Annotated in this window: 10 protein-coding genes and 2 pseudogenes; 9 read left to right on the top strand and 3 right to left on the bottom strand. The window is 63.6% G+C overall.

The features are described from left to right. Nucleotides 1-39: 39 nt before the first annotated feature. The 3 genes from CI805_RS08955 to CI805_RS08945 form a co-directional block, all read right to left on the bottom strand. Nucleotides 40-306 carry a hypothetical protein gene (locus CI805_RS08955; protein WP_260922165.1) on the bottom strand — a complete coding sequence of 89 codons (267 nt, stop codon included), beginning with the start codon at nucleotides 304-306 and terminating at the stop codon, nucleotides 40-42. A 95-nt stretch (nucleotides 307-401) separates the two neighbouring features. Further along, entirely contained in the window at nucleotides 402-1,868 is a 1,467-nt protein-coding gene (cysS, locus tag CI805_RS08950; RefSeq protein ID WP_260922160.1) for a cysteine--tRNA ligase, read from the bottom strand. 104 nt (nucleotides 1,869-1,972) lie between these two features. Further along, on the bottom strand, nucleotides 1,973-5,161 hold the full coding sequence (locus tag CI805_RS08945) for a TonB-dependent receptor (RefSeq protein WP_260922149.1): 3,189 nt from the start codon (nucleotides 5,159-5,161) through the stop codon (nucleotides 1,973-1,975). Between the two features lie 312 nt (nucleotides 5,162-5,473). Between CI805_RS08945 and CI805_RS08940 the strand changes: the two genes are divergently transcribed. The 9 genes and pseudogenes from CI805_RS08940 (at nucleotide 5,474) to CI805_RS08905 (ending at nucleotide 18,328) form a co-directional block, all read left to right on the top strand. Further along, nucleotides 5,474-7,246: a rhamnogalacturonan lyase gene (locus CI805_RS08940; protein ID WP_260927901.1), complete on the top strand. Its 1,773-nt coding sequence runs from the start codon at nucleotides 5,474-5,476 to the stop codon at nucleotides 7,244-7,246. Nucleotides 7,247-7,478: 232 nt separating this feature from the next. Next, nucleotides 7,479-9,032 carry a hypothetical protein gene (locus tag CI805_RS20875; RefSeq protein WP_313958482.1) on the top strand — a complete coding sequence of 518 codons (1,554 nt, stop codon included), beginning with the start codon at nucleotides 7,479-7,481 and terminating at the stop codon, nucleotides 9,030-9,032. Then, nucleotides 8,999-10,297: a hypothetical protein gene (locus CI805_RS20870; protein WP_313958481.1), complete on the top strand. Its 1,299-nt coding sequence runs from the start codon at nucleotides 8,999-9,001 to the stop codon at nucleotides 10,295-10,297. Before CI805_RS20875 ends, CI805_RS20870 begins: the two co-directional genes overlap by 34 nt. Further along, nucleotides 10,243-10,557 (top strand): annotated as a pseudogene (locus tag CI805_RS20865) (DUF6250 domain-containing protein); the annotation flags it as partial. The gene CI805_RS20870 and the pseudogene CI805_RS20865, both read left to right, overlap by 55 nt. Continuing rightward, nucleotides 10,479-11,915, top strand: coding sequence for a DUF6250 domain-containing protein (locus tag CI805_RS08925; protein ID WP_313958480.1), 1,437 nt, complete (start codon nucleotides 10,479-10,481; stop codon nucleotides 11,913-11,915). The pseudogene CI805_RS20865 and the gene CI805_RS08925, both read left to right, overlap by 79 nt. After that, the gene (locus CI805_RS08920) at nucleotides 11,912-12,892 is read left to right on the top strand and encodes a glycoside hydrolase family 43 protein (protein ID WP_260922147.1); all 981 of its coding nucleotides are present in this window, start codon (nucleotides 11,912-11,914) and stop codon (nucleotides 12,890-12,892) included. The genes CI805_RS08925 and CI805_RS08920 overlap by 4 nt, the downstream gene beginning before the upstream one ends. 788 nt (nucleotides 12,893-13,680) lie before the next feature. Next, complete coding sequence (locus tag CI805_RS08915; protein ID WP_409934949.1) at nucleotides 13,681-14,877, top strand: rhamnogalacturonan acetylesterase; 1,197 nt, start codon at nucleotides 13,681-13,683, stop codon at nucleotides 14,875-14,877. 23 nt (nucleotides 14,878-14,900) lie between these two features. Then, nucleotides 14,901-15,290, top strand: a complete 390-nt coding sequence (gene rhaM, locus CI805_RS08910; RefSeq protein WP_409934882.1) for an L-rhamnose mutarotase — start codon at nucleotides 14,901-14,903, stop codon at nucleotides 15,288-15,290. A 4-nt stretch (nucleotides 15,291-15,294) separates the two neighbouring features. After that, nucleotides 15,295-18,328: pseudogene (locus CI805_RS08905) on the top strand (glycoside hydrolase family 35 protein). Nucleotides 18,329-18,376 lie beyond the last annotated feature (48 nt).

The raw sequence follows: 18,376 nt of genomic DNA, 5'->3' as shown, positions 1-18,376 counted from the left end.
CCTGTCCTGTCACCTCCCGCACCGCTTTCACCCGTGCAATCACCCCGTGCGATAGAGCGCGGCCCATGGCTGCGCCTGGTATCGCAGGTTCTCAACCTTTCCGGCGATCAGGCCCAATTTGTCAGCCATGCAGAACGCGCCTGGACATCCAGCCTCTTTTGCGGGGCCAGACATCTCATCGTCCTGAGATTTGAACAGATTGCGGCGATTCTGGCTGGCGAGGATTTTATCGAGCAGCTTGAAGATCACGAATTTTCCATCTCCGGACAGATCGTTGCTGACGCGACCGTCACCGCAGTCCATCATGACACAGTGCCGGAGCCGCGAATGACAGTGGAAATGGAATTTCTGCTCATCCAGGAAAGATAAGGGAAAGCGCTACGCTGCGCTTTCCCGCCAGATCATTCAGGCACCCACTCCCAGCCGAGTGGGTCGCCATCCATCACCTCGACACCTGCTGCGACCAATTGCTCACGCAGGGCATCGGAAGCTGCAAAATCCTTTTCCGCACGAGCCAGTCTACGCTGTTCGAGGACACCCTCGATCTCAGCCTCGGCAACCGTTGCATGGCGAGGACGCAATCGCAGATCACGGCGCTCCACCGAGAGCAGCCCCAGCCCCAGAACATCATCCATCACTGCGACAGCCGCACGCTTGGCCGAAAGATCGACCTTCTTGGCGAACAGGACGTCTTCCAGCGCCGTCAGAGCGACCGCCGTGTTGAGATCGTCCCCGATCGCGGCCTCGAAGGCATTGAGCATCGGCGTCAGCTTGGGATGACGGGCATCGCCTGGAGCCACATCCTTCAATCGCTCTGCCGCCAGGATCATGCGCTTGAGCCGCGTCAGCGCCGCGCCCAGCCCTTCCCACGAAAACTCCAGTTCGCTACGATAATGCGCCTGCAGGCACATCAGACGATAGGCCAGCGGATGATAGCCGCGGTCGATCAGCAGTTGCAGACGCAGGAACTCGCCCGAAGACTTGCTCATCTTGCCCGAACGCTCAACGAGAAAATTGTTGTGCAGCCACATGTTCGCGCCGGAATTTGCGGCGCTGTCGAGGCTTCCCGCGCAGCAGAATGCCTGATTCTGGGCGATCTCGTTGGGGTGATGGATCTCGCGGTGGTCGATACCGCCGGTGTGGATGTCGAACGGGAATCCCAACAGGTCGCCGCTCATCACCGAGCATTCGAGATGCCAGCCGGGCGCGCCCTTGCCCCACGGCGAATCCCATTCCATCTGACGCGTCTCGCCCGCCGGGGTCTTGCGCCAGATCGCGAAGTCGGCCGCATTGCGCTTGCCCTCGACCGCCTCGATCCGCCCTTCCCCCTCGTCGGTGACGGCACGGGCCAGTCGCCCGTAATCCGCGACGCTGGCGACGTCGAAATAGAGGCCGCTCTCCAGTTCGTAGCAGTGCGCAGGCGCGATCTTTTCCGCAAAGGCGATCATCTGCGGCACATAGTCGGTCGCGATCGACCATTTGGCCGGCTGACGGATATTGAGCGCGGCAATGTCGGCCCAGTAGGCCTGCGTGTAATGCGCGGCGATATCCCAGATGGACTGGCTCTGTGCCTTGGCCATCTTCTCCATCTTGTCCTCACCGGCATCGGCATCGTCGGTCAGATGGCCGACATCGGTGATGTTGATGACGTGGGTTAGCCTGTAGCCCTTGTGGCTGAGCGTGCGCCCGAGAATGTCCGCAAAGACATAGGCGCGCATGTTGCCAATGTGGGGATAGTTGTAGACCGTCGGACCACAGCTGTAGACCCGCGCTTCCCCGGCATGGACCGGCCGGAACGGCTCGATCTGGCGGGTCAGGCTGTTGAACAGCGCAAGGGTGCGCGGTGCGGTCTGGCTTTCTTCGGTCATGCGCGGGCGATGGGCAATTCTGGCCGCGTCCGTCAAGTACCGATCGCGAGAAAGCAGGAAATCCCGGCGCGATTCCGCAAGACGGAACCGCGCCGGGCATAGGCTCAGAGCTTGGCCTGAACGCCGATAAACATGCGCTGGCCGGGATAGTAGAGTTCTACCGGCATGTCCTTGTTGATATAGGTCTTGGAATATTCCTTGAGGATGTTCTGCATCTCGAAGAACACGCTGAAATGCTGCTCGGGGAAGCGCAGCGTGATCTTGCCGTCAAGATAGCCCTCGCCCTTGCGGTAGATCGGATTGTTGCCGTTGTTGGCATCGAGCACCGTCACCAGCCACTTCGAGCGATAGTTGTAGTTCAGACGGGCGTTGAGGATGCCCTTGTCGTAGAAAATGCTCGCATTGTACGTGTACGTCGAAAGACCCGGATATTCCTTCAGCGGTTCGTTCGTCGCACTGTTGGTCAGGTTGGTGCGGATCGCGCGGGCATACGTCATGTTGCCGGTAATACCGAAGCCATCGAACGGCTTAGGCAGGAACGAGAAGACCGTCTGCGCGCTGACTTCGACACCGTCGAGCAGCGATCCATAGCCGTTGATCGGCTGGCGAACGGTATAGGTGATGCCGTCGTGGAACAAATCCACCCCGCTGCGCAGCACGTTCGGAATGACAAAGGTACTTTCGTACTTCTTGTAATATCCCAGGCTGATCATCGTGTCCGGGTTGGGATACCAGGCAAGGTTCAGTTCCCACTGGTCCGCACGATAGGGCTTCAGGTCCGGGTTACCTGCGGTGCAGACGTCATCAGCCGCCGCAATCGTCGTGTCGTCAAGGCAGTTGATATTGGGCACCAGATCGGTCGGCCGGGGCCGTGCCAGGTTCTTGGCATAGTTGGCCCGCAACGACAGCGTCGGCGTGATCGCGAGATTGGCGTTGAAGGCCGGCAGCCAGTCCGTGTACGAATTCTTGATCGAGGCTTCCTGCGCTGCCAGCACGACCGTTTCCGTGCCGCCGCTGGCATTGAGGCGCGTGACACGGCTGATGTTCGTGCCCAGCCCAGTATCCTCGGTATGGGTCCAGCGGATACCGGCGTTGCCCGTCAGGCGCATTCCGAACACCGGCATGTCGATGTCGGCCATGATATAGCCCGCATAAATCTTTTCGGTGATCTTGGCCTGCGGAATCTGCGGCAGGCCGTTGGCCTCCTTGACCAGATCATGATCGAAGCCGGACAGATCATAATACTGCGAGAGCACATCGGGGTCGAAATTCAGATAGGCTAGCCGCCCCGGAATACCGGAAGGCGCATTCTGCAAGCCGGAGTACAGCGGAGCGCCTCCGGTCACGCCGCCAAGCTGCGTAATCAGGCTCTGGTATTGGGCCGGTGTCAGATAGAACGTGTTACCGTTTTGCGCTGCCGGCGTATCCTGAATAACGGTCGTATAGGAAACGTTCGCAGTCGACTGATAAGTCAGCGTGGTGGGGTCGATCAGACGCGAACCGCCACCGGCATAGTTCAGAAACTTCTGCTCACGTCCCTGGATACCGAACTCGATCTTGTTGACGATGGGGTGGTCGATTTCCCAGTCGCCATCGAGCTTGAACTGCATTTCGGTGTTGTTGTACTCGGCCGGGCGATATTGCAGGGTCGGCCCATAGATCGGCAGGACCTGGCCATTCGCCCCCGTTCGCGTCAGATCCCCGTACACATTCGGGTCTGCCGGATCGAAATTCGAAGGGAAGTTGAAAACCGGAATTCCCAGCGCGTTATTACGATCAATGCCGATCCCGGCAACGCTCGTTCCGACCGCGATCAGATTGGTTTCGCTGTCCGTGTGCGCCTTGGCATACGATGCCATGCCGTCGAACTTCAATCGGCTCAGTTCCCAGGTAAAGCCGCCCGAATAGTATTTCGAGTTCTGGTCATAACTGAAATCGCGACGCTGCACGCCGACGATATTTGCCGCGCCGTTATAGTTGGGCGCTGCGGCCGTACCGATATTCACTGCATTGAGGGCCGTTGTGAGGCTCGTCACGACGTGATTTTCGTTGACCGTCGAAGTTCCCAGCTGAACCTGCGGACGAGACGTTCCGCCATTGGCACCCGCTGCAAGTTGCGGATCAAGATTGAACCGCTGGAACCGCGTCAGATCCACCGAATAGTTGGTGTCCTGCAGGTTCTGCGTGCGCGTGTTGATCTGCGCCTCGACATAGGCCTTGAAATTCGGGGCGGCCTGATATTGCAGCACGAAATCGCTGGAGAGGCGCTTGTCTTCCCGCACCAGGTTACGATAGCGCGGGACCGTGGGTGCCCAGTCGAAGAACTGGGTTTCGCAAGCCAGACGATTGGCTGTCGCCGCCGCCGTAGTCGCGCCACCAACACCGGCGCAGCTCGCATAAGTATTGTAATTTGCGTACTTGGGATCGGCGACCGTCTTCTGATCGGAATGATCGAAGTCTGCCAGACGCGACCAATTGGTGTTCGAGATGTAGTCCTGACGCGTGCTGACGTCGCTGTAGGTCATGTTGACCATGGCACCGAGGCCATCGATGAACAGCTTGGGCGTGCCGGCCACGAAGGTGACGCGCGGCTTCCAGTTCTCGGTCGTGTCGAGGTGCTGCCCGGAAATCACGCCGGTTGCCAGCGGCCCCTTGAGATCCAGCGGCTTGCGCGTCTCGATGCTGACCGTACCGCCGATACCGCCTTCGGTCAGGTTTACCGAATAGCCCTTGTAGACGTCGATCGACTTGACCAGTTCGGTCGCGAATTCGCGAAAATCGCCCGCGCGTTCGCCAGTGGCGCTGACCTGGCTGACGCCGTTGATCTCGACACGGTTGAGGTCAGGCTCGACGCCACGGATCGAAACCTGCGTTCCCTCGCCAAAGTCGCGGCTGAGCTGAACGCCAGTAATGCGCGCAAGTGAATCGCCGATATTCTTGTCGGGAAAGCTGGCGATATCATCGGCGACAATCGAATCGACGACGGTATTTGCATTCTTCTTGCGATTGATAGCCGACTGCAACGAGGCACGGGTGCCGACGACGACGATGTCGCTCGCCGTCCCGATGATCTGCTCTGCTGTCCGGCGATCAAGTTCCTCGGCCGGTCTCTTGTCGCGCCCCCCGATTTCCTGTGGTGGATTACTCTCTGATCCGGAACTTGTCTGAGCATAGAGCGGTGAGGATACCGTCATCGCGATCGTGATCGCCAATCCGGAAGCGCCCACCGCCATGGAACGCGACTTGGATTTCGTGCGGATTTTGGACGCACTTTCAGTGACATGCTTGAGCATATCCTCTCCCCCTCTTTTTCTGTTCGAACCGCCATCGGACGCTTTTGGTCCGTTGCTCGAATCAGTTTCTGGACCCAGACTTATTCTCCCTTTATGTGGGATGCAATTTTATATTTTGGACCAAAATAGAATTAGTAGGGAGAGAGCAAAGCCATGAACGCAAGAATCCGCTCATTTCCGGCAGTTTCGCTGCTCGTTTCGACCGCGCTGACAGCCATTCCCGTAACGGCATATGCGCAGACCAAGTCCCAACGGGTGGGACCGGAGCATCTCGACCGGGGCGCGGTAGCCGTTCCCGCGCAGGGCGGCGGCATGCTGGTGGACTGGCGCCTCCTGAAGCAGGACCCCGAGAATGCCCGCTTCCAGATCTTTCGGAACGGCAAGCTCGTCCACACCACCACGCCGCTGGAAGCCAGCGCCTGGCATGATCCGCAAGGTCAGGGAAAAGACAGCTACGCGGTACAGAGGCTGGGAGAGCGCACCAAGCCTACCCCGGCCATCGCGTTCCCTAACGGCTATCTTTCGATCCCGCTCACCCCGCCGCCGTCCGGCACCACGCCCGATGGACAAGCCTATTCCTACACCGCCAACGATGCCAGCGTGGGCGATCTCGACGGCGACGGACGCTATGAGATCATCCTGAAGTGGGACCCGACCAATAGCCACGACAACAGCCAGAGCGGCTATACCGGCGATGTCTTCCTCGATGCCTACCGCCTCGACGGAACGCGGCTCTGGCGGATCGACCTTGGTCCCAACATCCGCGCAGGCGCCCACTATACCCAGTTCCTCGTCTACGATTTCGACGGCGACGGGCGCGCCGAAGTGGCGATGAAGACGGCGGACGGCACAATAGACGGCACCGGCAAGGCGATCGGCGATGCCAAGGCCGACTGGCGCAGCCATGATGGCGAGGTTGCCCAGCGCGACCGCACCGGCGCCAAGGTGCTGGCGGATGGCACCATGGTTGCCCAGATGAAGGGACGGATCGTGCGCGGCCCCGAATATCTCACCGTGTTCGAGGGGCTGACCGGCAAGGCGCTGGCCACCGCCCCTTACGATCCGCCGCGCTATCCCGGCGGCAATCCCACGCCCGAGCAACTCGCCGCCAGTTGGGGGGATGGATACGCCAACCGCTCGGACCGGTTCCTGGCGGGCGTCGCCTATCTCGACGGCCATCTGCCCAGCATGGTGTTCGGGCGTGGGTACTATGCCCGCACGGCGCTGGCGGCATGGGACTGGCGCGGCGGCAAGCTGACCGAGCGCTGGCTGTTCGACAGTGCGACACCTGGCAATCAGGACTATGGCAATCGCGGCAACCACCAGCTCGCCGTGGCCGATGTCGACAACGACGGACGCGACGAGGTGATCTACGGATCGATGGCCATCGACGACAACGGCAAGGGCCTGTGGACCGACCCGCTGTTCCACGGCGATGCCATGCATGTGAGCGACCTCGACCCCGCCCGCCCCGGCCTCGAAAAATTCGGCGTCTTCGAGGAAGTGCGCAGCAACGGCCACATCGGATCGGGCCTGCTCGACGCGCGCACCGGCGAAGTGCTGTGGTCGAAACCCGCCGAGACCGACACCGGGCGCGGCCTCGCCGCCGATATCGACCCGCGACACTGGGGTGCCGAGTTCTGGGGTTCCAACTCACCCGACCTGTTCGACACGGCGGGCAAGCCCATCGGCCCGCATCCCAAGCAGACCAACTTCGCGATCTGGTGGGACGGCGACCTGCTGCGCGAACTGCTCGACGGCACGACCATCTACAAGTGGGACTGGCAGGACGGCGTATCGGTGCCGCTGCTCTCACCCACCGGCCTTGCCTCCAACAACTCGACCAAGGCGACACCCGCCCTTTCCGCCGACATTCTGGGCGACTGGCGCGAGGAAGTGGTCTGGCGCAGCGCCGACAATCGCGAGTTGCGGATCTATTCCACGCCCTATCCCACCACGCACCGCATGGTCACGCTGATGCAGGACCCGACCTACCGGCTCTCGATCGCGTGGCAGAACACCGCCTACAACCAGCCGCCGCACCCCGGCTTCTACCTCGGCGCGCGCAAGGACGGTTCGCGGTAACGCGCAAAGCCCGCACACCGTGGCGGAAGGGCTTCTCCTTCCGTCACGGCCGGGGCGCCGCATCCAAACTAAAACTATCCAACGCCTTATATTCTATAGCATTGATTGAGATTTATCCGTGTCGCAGCTTGCCGCGCATTCCGCCTGCAATCGTTGCGACTGCAAATACCTGCATGCAGCCCGTTGACGATGCAATCCACATGATGAAATATCGTCCCACATAAGGCACCACATGACCGAATCCCTGGCGCCGCACTTCATGGGAGAGACAATGGACAAGCTCGTTCTGAGCCGCCGCCAGATTCTGGCATCTTCGGCTGTAGCCGGCAGCATGGCGCTGTTTGCCGAGGGTGCAGGCGCAGCGATCCCGGCTCCTGCCCCTCTTCCCACGACCGAACCGCTCGGCTCGCAGATCGCCCCCGGTGACGACACGGTATGGATCGACGGCACGCCACCGCCTGCGCATGAGGGCATGAGCTGGGGCCAGCCCTGGCCGCGCGGCACGCGGCTATCCAAGAGCGGCTATGTCCTGCAAGGCGCTGGCGGCACTGCCGAAGCGGTGCAGACCTGGCCGCTCGCCTATTGGCCCGATGGCTCGATCAAGTGGACCGGCCATGCCATCGCCGCAAACGGCGGCCTTTCGAAAGGCCTGACTGTCGTTCCCGGCAAGGGCAAGCTTGCCGCCGGCCTCTCCGTGCGCGAGAGCAGCGATGCCGTGATCGTGACGGTTGGCGATACCGTGTGGACCATCGGCCGCTCGGGCGAAGCGCTGATCCGTTCAGCCAGCGCGGGCGGGCGCGAGGTGCTCCAGACGGTGCGGCTGGTCGCCTCGGCGCAGGATCGGGCCGACGATGAAGGAAACGGCGCACCGGTGGTTTCACGCTGGACGAGCGCCATCGACAAGGCAGAGGTCGAACAGAGCGGCCCCTTGCGCGCGGTCGTCCGGGTCAGCGGCAAGCACGCGGGCAGCGAAGGCGAATGGCTGCCGTTCACCGCGCGGCTCTATTTCCACGCAGGCTCGGCTTCGGTGCGCATCGTCCATTCGATGGTGTTCGACGGCGATCCCGCCAAGCGCTTCATCCGCGGCCTCGGCCTCGAAGGCGCGGTGCCGATGCACGATGCGCCCTATGACCGCCATGTGCGGATCGCGGGCGAAGATGGCGGCCTGCTGGGCGAGGCTGTCATGCCGCTCACCGGACTGCGCCGCGATCCCGGCAAGGCCTTCCGCACGGCGCAGGTCGCGGGCGAGAAGGTGCCGCCGCTCGACCAGATGGCGGCGACGGTGCGCGAGAAGCTACAATATATTCCGACCTGGGGCGACTTCCGCCTGCGCCAGCCCAATGCCGACGGGTTCTCGATCATCAAGCGCACCAAACCGGGCTGCGGCTGGATCGACGTCGACAGCGCCGGACGGGCGCCGGGGCTTGGCTATATCGGTGGCGCGTCGGGCGGCGTGGCGTTCGGAATGCACGACTTCTGGCAGCGCTGCCCGGTCGGCCTCGACATTACCGATGCCGCCAGCGACACCGCGCGCTTTGCGGTGTGGTATCACGCGCCCGATGCCCCGGCGATGGACCTGCGCTTCTATCACGACGTCATGGGCATGGAGACCTACGAGAAGCAGAACCTCGGCCTCGATGTGACGTACGAGGACTACGAGCCCGGCTGGGGCGATGCGATGGGCATCGCGCGCACCATGGAGTTCCGCCTCTGGGCACTGCCCGCAACGCCCCGCGCGAACGGCTGGCGCAGATGGCCGACACCCTCGCCAAGCCGCCGCGCCTGATCGCCAATGTCGCACGCGTCCATTCGGCGCGGATCTTCGGGCCGTGGAGCCCGATCACGGATGGCGCCGGTCGCCACGCCCAGATCGAGACGCGGGCGAAGCGCGAGGTCGATTTCTACCTCGGCCAGATCGACCAGCGGCGCTGGTACGGCTTCTGGAACTACGGCGATATCATGCACACCTACGATAACGACCGCCACGTCTGGCGCTACGATATCGGCGGCTTCGCATGGGACAACAGCGAGCTGTCGAGCGACCTGTGGCTGTGGTTCGCCTTCCTGCGCTCGGGCCGGGCCGACGTGTTCCGCATGGCCGAGGCGATGACGCGCCACACCGGCGAGGTCGACGTATACCACATGGGCCGCTTCAAGGGCCTCGGCACCCGCCACGGCGTGCAGCACTGGGGCGACAGCTCCAAGCAACCGCGCATCTCGAACGCGGCCTATCGCCGGTTCTACTACTTTCTCACCACCGACGAGCGCTGCGGCGACCTGATGCGCGAGTGCCTCGATGGCGACTACACGCTCCAGCATGTCGATATCGGCCGCAAGGTGATGCACCGCGAGGGCGACAACAACCCGCCCGGCGGCACCGGCGCGGTCGTCAATACCGAGCCCTTGCCCAAGGGACAGGTGTTCCTCCAGTTCGGCACCAGTTGGGGCTCGCTGATCGCGGCCTGGCTGGCCGAGTGGGAGCGCACCGGCGACAAGCGCTGGCGTGACCGGATCACCACCGGCATGCGCTCGATCGCGGGCCTGCCCAAGGGCTGGTTCGCAGGCGGCGCCAACTATGACCTTGCCACCGGGCGCTTCCTCGGCCCCGGCACCGAGGTCAGCATGAGCCATCTCAACGGCGTGTTCGGCGTGTTCGAGACGACGGCGGAACTGCTCGAACTGGTCGACGAGCCCGAATACCGTAAGGCCTGGCTCGACTATTGCGCGCTCTATAACGCGCCCGAGGCCGAGTTCCGCGCCGCCACCGGCTCTGCCGGCAAGGGCCGCGCGCTCAATCAGGCGCACTCGCGCTTCACCGCCTATGCCGCCGTGCAGCGCAACGATCCGGCGCTGGCGAAGCGCGCCTGGAGCGAGTTCTTCGGCGCGGGCGACCGTGCGGGCCGAGACCAGTCGCGCGGCAGCCACAAGGTCGATGGCGCCGCTGTGCTTAAGCCCATCGACGAGATCTCGGAAGTCTCCACCAACGATGCCGCACAATGGGGCATCGCGGCAGGCGTGAACCTGACGCTGATCGGAGACCTGCTGACATGAAACAGGCCGCTGCCGCGCTGCTCGCCGCCTTCGTCCTGACCGGCGCGGCATCTCCTGCGTCAACAGACGATTTCCGCCACGGGCTTGCCGGGTGGAGCGTCGAATCCGAGGCGGGCGCGAAAGGCCATGTCACGGTGTCCGGCGGCGTGATGGATATCGACACCCCGCAAGGCATCTCGGTGTGGTGGAAGCGCAAGCTGAGCGGGCCGGTCGCCATCGATTACGACGTGATGGCGGTTTCCGCAGGCGGTCCGAACGATGCCGTCAGCGACGTCAACGCGTTCTGGATGGCGAGCGATCCCGCGGTGCCGAACGGCTCCCCCTCACCCGTCGACGCAGCGGCGCCTTTGCGGATTACGATACGCTCAAGACCTACTACGTCGGCATCGGCGGCAACCGCAACACCACCACGCGCCTGCGCCGCTATGTCGGCAAGCCGGGCGACCGCCCGCTGCTGCCCGGCAACGACCGCGCCGATCCCGCCTCGCGGCTCCAGCCCAACCGCTGGACCCATGTGCGACTGACGGCCGAGGGTGGGCACATCACTGTCGAATACGACGGCAAGCCGCTGTTCGCGCTCGACGATGCCGATCCCTATCGCGCGGGCTGGTTCGCGCTGCGCACCACCAAGAGCCACCTCAAGATCCGCAACTTCCGCATCGCCCCGCTGCGGACGGACGATGTGGCGTCCAAGCCGCTGTTCCGCGATCCGGTCCACGATGGCGCCGCCGATCCCTCGACGATCTACGACGCGGCCAAGCGCGAGTGGGTGATGTTTTACACAAACCGCCGCGCCGACCTGCCGATGGACGACAAGGACGACGTGCGCTGGGTTCATGGTACCGCCATCGGCACCGCGCGCTCCAAGGATGGTGTCCACTGGCGCTATGGCGGGACCGCCGCCATCCCTGCAAGCTGCACCGGTGAGACGCTGTGGGCGCCCGATGTGGAGCGCTTCGGCGGCCTCTATCACATGTGGGTAACGGTGGTGCCCGGCGTGTTCCGCGACTGGAAAGCACCGCGCTTCATCGTCCACCTGACCAGCCGCGATCTGGCGCACTGGACCTGTGGCGAGCGGCTGGACCTTGGCGCCGACCGGGTGATCGATCCCAGCGTCGTTGCCCTGCCCGGCGGCGGCTATCGCCTGTTCTTCAACGACGAGCGCATGGGCAAGGCGATCCGCACTGCCGACAGCCCCGATCTGGTTCACTGGACCGTGAAGGATCGCCTGACGCAAACGCCCGGCGAAGGCCCCAAGGCGTTCTTCTGGAAGAACCGCTGGTGGCTGGTCTCCGATGCGTGGAAAGGCTTGCTTGTCATGTCCTCCACCGACGGCGAGCACTGGAGCACCCAGCCCGGCTATATCCTCGCCGATGCCGGAACTGCGCCCACCGACCGCGCCAAGGGACAGCACCCGGACGTGATTGTCTCTGGCGAACGCGCGTGGATCGTCTATTTCGTCCATCAGAGCGGCGAGAACCGGACGAAGACACAGCCCGATTACGGACGGCACACGGCCCTGCAGATCGCGGAACTGAAGGAGAGTGATGGCGTGCTCAGTGTCGATCGCAATGCCCCGGCCCATGTCGATCTCATACCCCCGGCGGGCCATCGATGATCCGGCTTGACCGTCGCACGGCTTGCGCGGGGCTGGGTCTCGGGATCGGCCTTTCACTCACCGGCACGCACGCATTCGCAGCACAGTCGTCTCGCAGCGGCCCGATCGTCTTCGCCTATTTCAGTACCGGCAAGGGAGAGGCCGACGGCATGAAGCTGGCGATCAGCGAGGATGGTTACACTTTCCGCTCGCTGCTCGAAGGACGCCCGGTGCTGGTCCCGCAAGTGGGCGAGAAAAAACTGCTGCGCGATCCGTTCCTGTTTCGCGGGACGGAAACCGAGCCGCTCTGGCACTGCGTGTGGACCACGGCATGGGACGGCCAGACCATCGGCCATGCGGTCAGCCGCGATCTCGTGACCTGGACCGACCAGCAGGCGCTGCCGGTGATGGCGGGCATCGAGGGCACCCGCAACTGCTGGGCGCCCGAGGCGATTTACGATGCCGCGAACCGGCGCTGGGTGCTGTTCTGGTCGAGCACGGTCGAAGGGCGTTTCCTCGAAACGGCGGGCACATCGGAAGGCGGCTACAACCACCGCCTGTGGTCCACCACCACGCGCGATTTCCAGACGTTCACGCCCGCGCAGGTGCTCTACGATCCCGGCTTCAGCGTGATCGACGGCACCTTTGCCCATGCACCGGACGGCTCGCTGTGGCTGGTGGTCAAAGACGAGACGGTCAAGCCGCCCCGCAAGTGGCTGCGTGCCGCACTTGCCAAAGGCCCGCTCGGCCCGTTCGGCAAACTGGGCGAACCGTTTACCGACAGCTGGGTGGAAGGGCCGATGACGCTTCGCGTGGGCGACGAACTGCTGTGCTGGTACGACGTCTATCGCGACGGGCGCTGGGGCGCGGCCGTCACCCGCGATATGGTCCACTGGCGCGATGCCTCGCCCCTGCTGCAGATGCCGCCGGGCGCGCGCCATGGCTCGGTCGTGCGGGTGAATGCTGCCGAAGGGGCAAGGCTGCTGGCTTTGACTTGAGCACTGGGGGGCCTGAACATCGGGCGGGAAGGTCCGGCGCCCCCCGCGTTTTCCTACAGGGTAACGTTCGGGGTATCCTTCGGGAATGCGCCCCTATCTTCGCCGCCCCCTGCCGTGCTCTCGAAACGGTAATCGATCTGCTTGCGTCAAGGTGACACATGTCACTTTGGCAGTGCTGCTCCGTGCCCCGCAAGGTGACGCTTTGGGCGCGGAAATCCGCCAGTCAGGGGCAAGGTGACATTTCATCCCTGAACCGTGTCAACTGTGTCAACCAGAGTGTCATCTTACGAAGATGAAGCGCGCAGCGCGGAAGGGGCGGGAAGCCGTAGATGCCGGACCCTTTCGCGCCCCGAAGCGCCAAAGAGGTCCAGCATCCGGCCGGGGCTCCGACTTGGGAAGGTCGCACCGGAGCCCCTTGCAGGATCGGGAACGTGGCGAGGTCTGGTCCGGGATTACCACCCCGCCAGATGCCCGGCCCACACACGAACCGGACACCCTCTCCCGATGCTGCATTCTTCCGATTCTCTGCCCGCCAAGAACAGGAATCGGACTTGCTTCAAGTTCCATTTTGTGGAACCCTGTTGCACATAATAAGATCGCATCCCGGTTCCGCTGTCAACCCGTCCGTTGCCCTGCCTCAGCTCGACGATGCTCGGCCCGACGACAACCAGCCCGACGATGCCCCGAATGCGGAGAGACCTGCGGACATGCCCTTCCTGCCGATGCGCGCGGCGCTCCTCGTCCCCCTGTTCGCCGGTCTTGTCGGCATCGCCCTGACTGGAGTTCCCATGGCGCAAGCAAAGGCCGCTGCTGCATCGGTCGCGGCGCCTGCGGCACGGACCTATCCGATCGGCGATCCGGCGCGGCTGGCAGCCTACACGCCGGGCGGAAGCGGGATCGAGGCGATCGATTCCGCGCAAGGCTTCGTCTGGTCCGTCGCCGTGCCCGAGGGGCTCTATCGCGTCACGGTGACGCTCGGCGATTCCCGGCGCGCGGCGCACACCACCGTCAAGGCGGAAAGCCGCCGCCTGATGCTGCGCGACGTAGCCACCCGTGCCGGGCAGAGCGTGACGCGCAGTTTCCTCGTCGATGTGCGGCGCCCCGATCTCCCCACCGATCCGCACGGCGCGCCGAGCCTTGCCGATCACGTCCTGCTGGATGCCGACGACATCGCCAGCCGTGACTGGGACGACCGGCTCAGCCTCGAATTTCTCGGCGCGCCCGCCGTGTACTCGATTCGCATCGAGCCCGCGCGCACGCCGGTGATCTACCTCGTTGGCGATTCGACGGTCGCGGACCAGTACGCCGAGCCCTATGCCAGTTGGGGCCAGGCTCTCCCCGCGCTGTTCGACGATGGCGTGGCGGTGTCGAACCACGCCAAGTCCGGCGGCACGATGAAGTCGCTGCTCGCCCAGTTGCGACTGGCCAAAGTGCTGTCGCGCATCCAGCCGGGCGACTGGCTGTTCATCCAGTTCGGTCACAATGACCAGAAGCAGAACTGGCCGCTGACCTATCTCGATCCCAAGACGACCTACCCCGCCTATCTGCGCGCCTACATCGCCGAAGCCCGCGCGCGCGGTGCAAATCCGGTGCTGGTGACATCGCCGGAGCGCCGCAACTTCGATGCCGCCGGGCACATCACCGATACGCTCGGCACTTATGCCGAAGCGGTCCGGCAGGTGGCGGCGCAGGAGCATGTGCCGCTGATCGACCTAAACGCCGACAGCCGCGCGATCTATGAGGCCCTGGGACCCGACGTTTCGCCCCGCGCCTTTGCCATGGATGGTGCGGACAGGACCCACAACGACAACTACGGCGCGCTGCTGCTGGCCAGTGCCGTCGCCGAACGTATCCGCGAGTCGATTCCCGCCCTCGCCGCGCACATCACCGCGCCGCCGTTCGATCCGGCCCATCCTCCGCCACCCGAAACGCTGAAAACGCTCGAAAGCCTCGGCCACGCCACGGAAAAGCCGAAAGGCAACTGACCCGGCGATTGACGCATGCCCAAATGATGATTACCATCATGCGGAACATACAACCAAATAATGAAACCATAAATCGATCAGGGAAGAGGACAGGGATCGTGCAGCTCCACGCTTTCAGAATGCGGCTGAAGCCCGGCAACCTCGATGAGTACCGCCGTCGCCACGATGAAATCTGGCCCGAGCTTGCCGAACTGCTGCATCAGGCCGGCATCCGCAATTACTCGATCTTCCTCGACGAAGAGACGCTCGCACTGTTTGCCGTCCTCCGCCTCGAAGAGAACAACAGTCGCGAGACCTTGCCCGATCATCCTGTGATGCAGCGCTGGTGGGAATACATGGCGCCGCTGATGGAGGTCGAGCCCGACAACCGGCCACAAGAACGCGCCCTGCCGCTCATGTTCCACATGGATTGACCCCATGATGCCGCGCGCCTTCTCCTCCCTCTTGATGCTGTCCAGCGCCTTGATCGCGCCGGTTGTCAGTGCCCCGGTCGCGATGGCGCAAGAGGCGCGCGCGTTGCCCGATCTTTCGGCGCCCGTGCAGAAATTCGGGCGCGTGTCCTACGATGCCCGCTCGCTGATGATCGACGGCAAGCGGCAGGTCATCTGGTCGGGCGAGTTCCATCCCTTCCGCCTGCCCAGCCCCGACTTGTGGCGCGATGTGCTGCAGAAGATGAAGGCGAGCGGCTTCAACACCGTCGCGCTTTATTTCGATTGGGGCTATCACTCGTCCAAGCAGGGCGTGTACGATTTCAGCGGTATCCGCGATCTCGACCGGCTGCTCGACATGGCGCAGGAGGAAGGCCTCTACGTCATCACCCGCGCCGGGCCTTACGTGAACGCCGAGCTTTCGCGCGGTGGCTTTCCCGGCTGGCTGGTCAACCAGAAGGCCCGCGCCCGCACCGACGATCCTGAATACATGGCCGCCGCCGACGAGTGGCTGGATCACGTCAATGCGATCATCGCCCGGCACCAGATCAATGGCGACGGGCATGGTCACGTGGGGACAGTGATCCTCCACCAGATCGAGAACGAACTGGCTCTGACCACACCTGCGCAGCGTCGCTACATGGACCACCTCTACGCCAAGGCTCGTGCGGACGGCATCACCGTGCCGATCTTCCACAACGACCAGGGCCGCAACGGCTACTGGGTCCCGAAAAGTTCCGGCGTCGAGAAAACCGTAGAGGGACCGAACAACCTCTATGCCTTCGACGGCTACCCCGGCGGCACCTGCACCGTGGCCGGCAAGCCGACGCGCGGGTCCGCTGCTCCCGACTGGGGCTTCTACGGTCCCGGCGGAGCAAAGGGCGGCGCCTCCGCATCTCCCAGAACGCCTGGCTTTCTGGCGGAATTCGGCGGCGGCTGGTTCGATTACTGGGGCTCGAACGGCAACTACGAATGCAACGCGATCCAGCGCGGCAATCGCTACCAGCGGGTGTTCTACGGCACCAACCTTGCCAACGGCATCGACATCCAGAGCTTTTATATGACCTACGGCGGCACCAGCTGGGGCTGGTTGCCTGCTCCCGTGGTGTTCACCAGCTACGACTACGGCGCCGCCATTTCCGAGCCGCGCAACATCCGGCCCAAGGCGCTGGAGATGAAGCAGCTGGGCGAGTTTATCGCCTCGGTGCCGGACCTTGCAGGCATGGTCCCGGCAGGACCAGTCGAGATTTCCTCGCCGTCGGTTCAGGTCTACCACAACAGGAGCACGGAAACCGACGCGCGGTTCCTGATGGTCACGCACAAGCCATCGAACGGCGACGGCAACGACCGCTTCACTGTCACCGCCGATCTTCCGGACGGACACTACACTCTTCCGCTGCAACTCAATGGCTTCGATGCCAAATGGCTGATCGCGGGCGTCAATCTCGGCGGACAGCGCCTGGTCTATTCGACCTCGGAACTGCAATCAGCCTCCAAAACCGGAAGTGCTGACCTTCTGCTCCTTTATGGTCGCAAAGGGGAACCCGGCGAGACCGTGCTGCGCTATGCATCGCCGCCCAAGGTCGACATAGTCGAAGGCAAGGCACAGAGCACCTTCAACGCAGCCACGGGCGACCTGAAACTCACTTACACGCATCAGGGCCGGACCGTAGTGCGCATGTCCGGCGGCGGACGCCCTGCCCTCACGCTGCTGCTCACCGATGAGGCGGAAGCGCAACTTTACACGCGCATTGCGACCAGTGCCGGTGCGCTATTGGTTCGTGGACCTGAAGTCGTGCGCAGCGCAGCGATCAAGGGGCCGGTTCTCGCTTTGACCGGCGACACCAGTGACAGCACGCCTTTGGAAGTCTGGGCTCCCGGCACCATACGTTCAGTCCGCTGGGATGGCGAAGCCGTTCCGGTGAAACCAACTGCATCGGGCAGCCTCGCGTCGAACCGGCCTTTGCTCGGCCCCGCTCCGATCACGCTACCCAGCCTCGACCGTTGGCGCATGGCTCAAGGTTCACCCGAAGCCGCGCCCGGTTTCGACGACAGTTCATGGCAACCGGTCGGCAGCAAACGCGGCGCCAGCACTACCGCACGCCCCGATGGCCAGCCGGACATGGCCATGGACGCCTATGGCTTCCACGATGGCGACGTGTGGTATCGCGGCCGCTACGAAGGCGCCGACGCGGCTCGCGACCTGACACTGGCCTACGGGCTGGGCGGCGCCGGTCTCCTGCAGGTGTGGATCGACGGCCAGTTCATCGGAGAGTCGGAAACGCCCGGCGGCCTGCCCCGCCCGATCACGACCGGCATGAAGACATTTACACTGCCGGACAGTGCCCGCACGCCCGGAACGCACGTCATCTCGGTCATGACACGCAGCGACGGACACAACTGGGATCTCGATTCCGATGACTTCCACAAGGAAGCGCGCGGGCTGATCTCGGCCTCGCTCGCCAGCCCCGGCGGGCGCAGCTTCGCGGTTCCTATCACATGGAAGATTCAAGGTGCCCGCGGCGGCGAGGATCTTCCCGATCCTACGCGTGGCCCTGCCAACAACGGTGGCCTCTATGGCGAACGCATCGGCTGGCATCTGCCTGACTTCGACGACACGAAGTGGCAAAGCGCCAGCCTTCCTGCGGCCACGGTAAAGCCCGGCACCACCTGGTATCGCACCCGCTTCGATCTTGCAGTTCCCAAGGGCAGGACGCCACGATCGGCGTATCAATCGGCGACAGCGAGACGCCCCGCTCTCCCGGCCGCTACCGCGTGCTGGTGTTCGTCAACGGCTGGAACATGGGGCAATTCATCGCCCATGTCGGCCCCAACGAACATTCCCGGTGCCGGAAGGTATCCTCAACCACCACGGCACCAACACGCTGGCTCTGGCTGTGACATCCGATGGTGCCTCTGGCGACGCACTGGAGGCAGTTCGCCTCGTCACGCTGCGCAATTCGCGCGGCGGGTTGCCGGTCCACATGGTCGATGCTCCCCGGACACCGGAACAGCTCAAATGAACATTCTCAATCCCATTTCCCTCCCGCGCGAGACGCATGCCGCCGGGA

Origin of the sequence: Novosphingobium sp. 9 (assembly GCF_025340265.1) — a bacterium.
In the GTDB taxonomy this organism is placed as follows: domain Bacteria; phylum Pseudomonadota; class Alphaproteobacteria; order Sphingomonadales; family Sphingomonadaceae; genus Novosphingobium.
The sequence above is the reverse complement of the archived record's forward strand: the minus strand, read 5'-3'. Positions and strand labels throughout refer to the sequence as shown.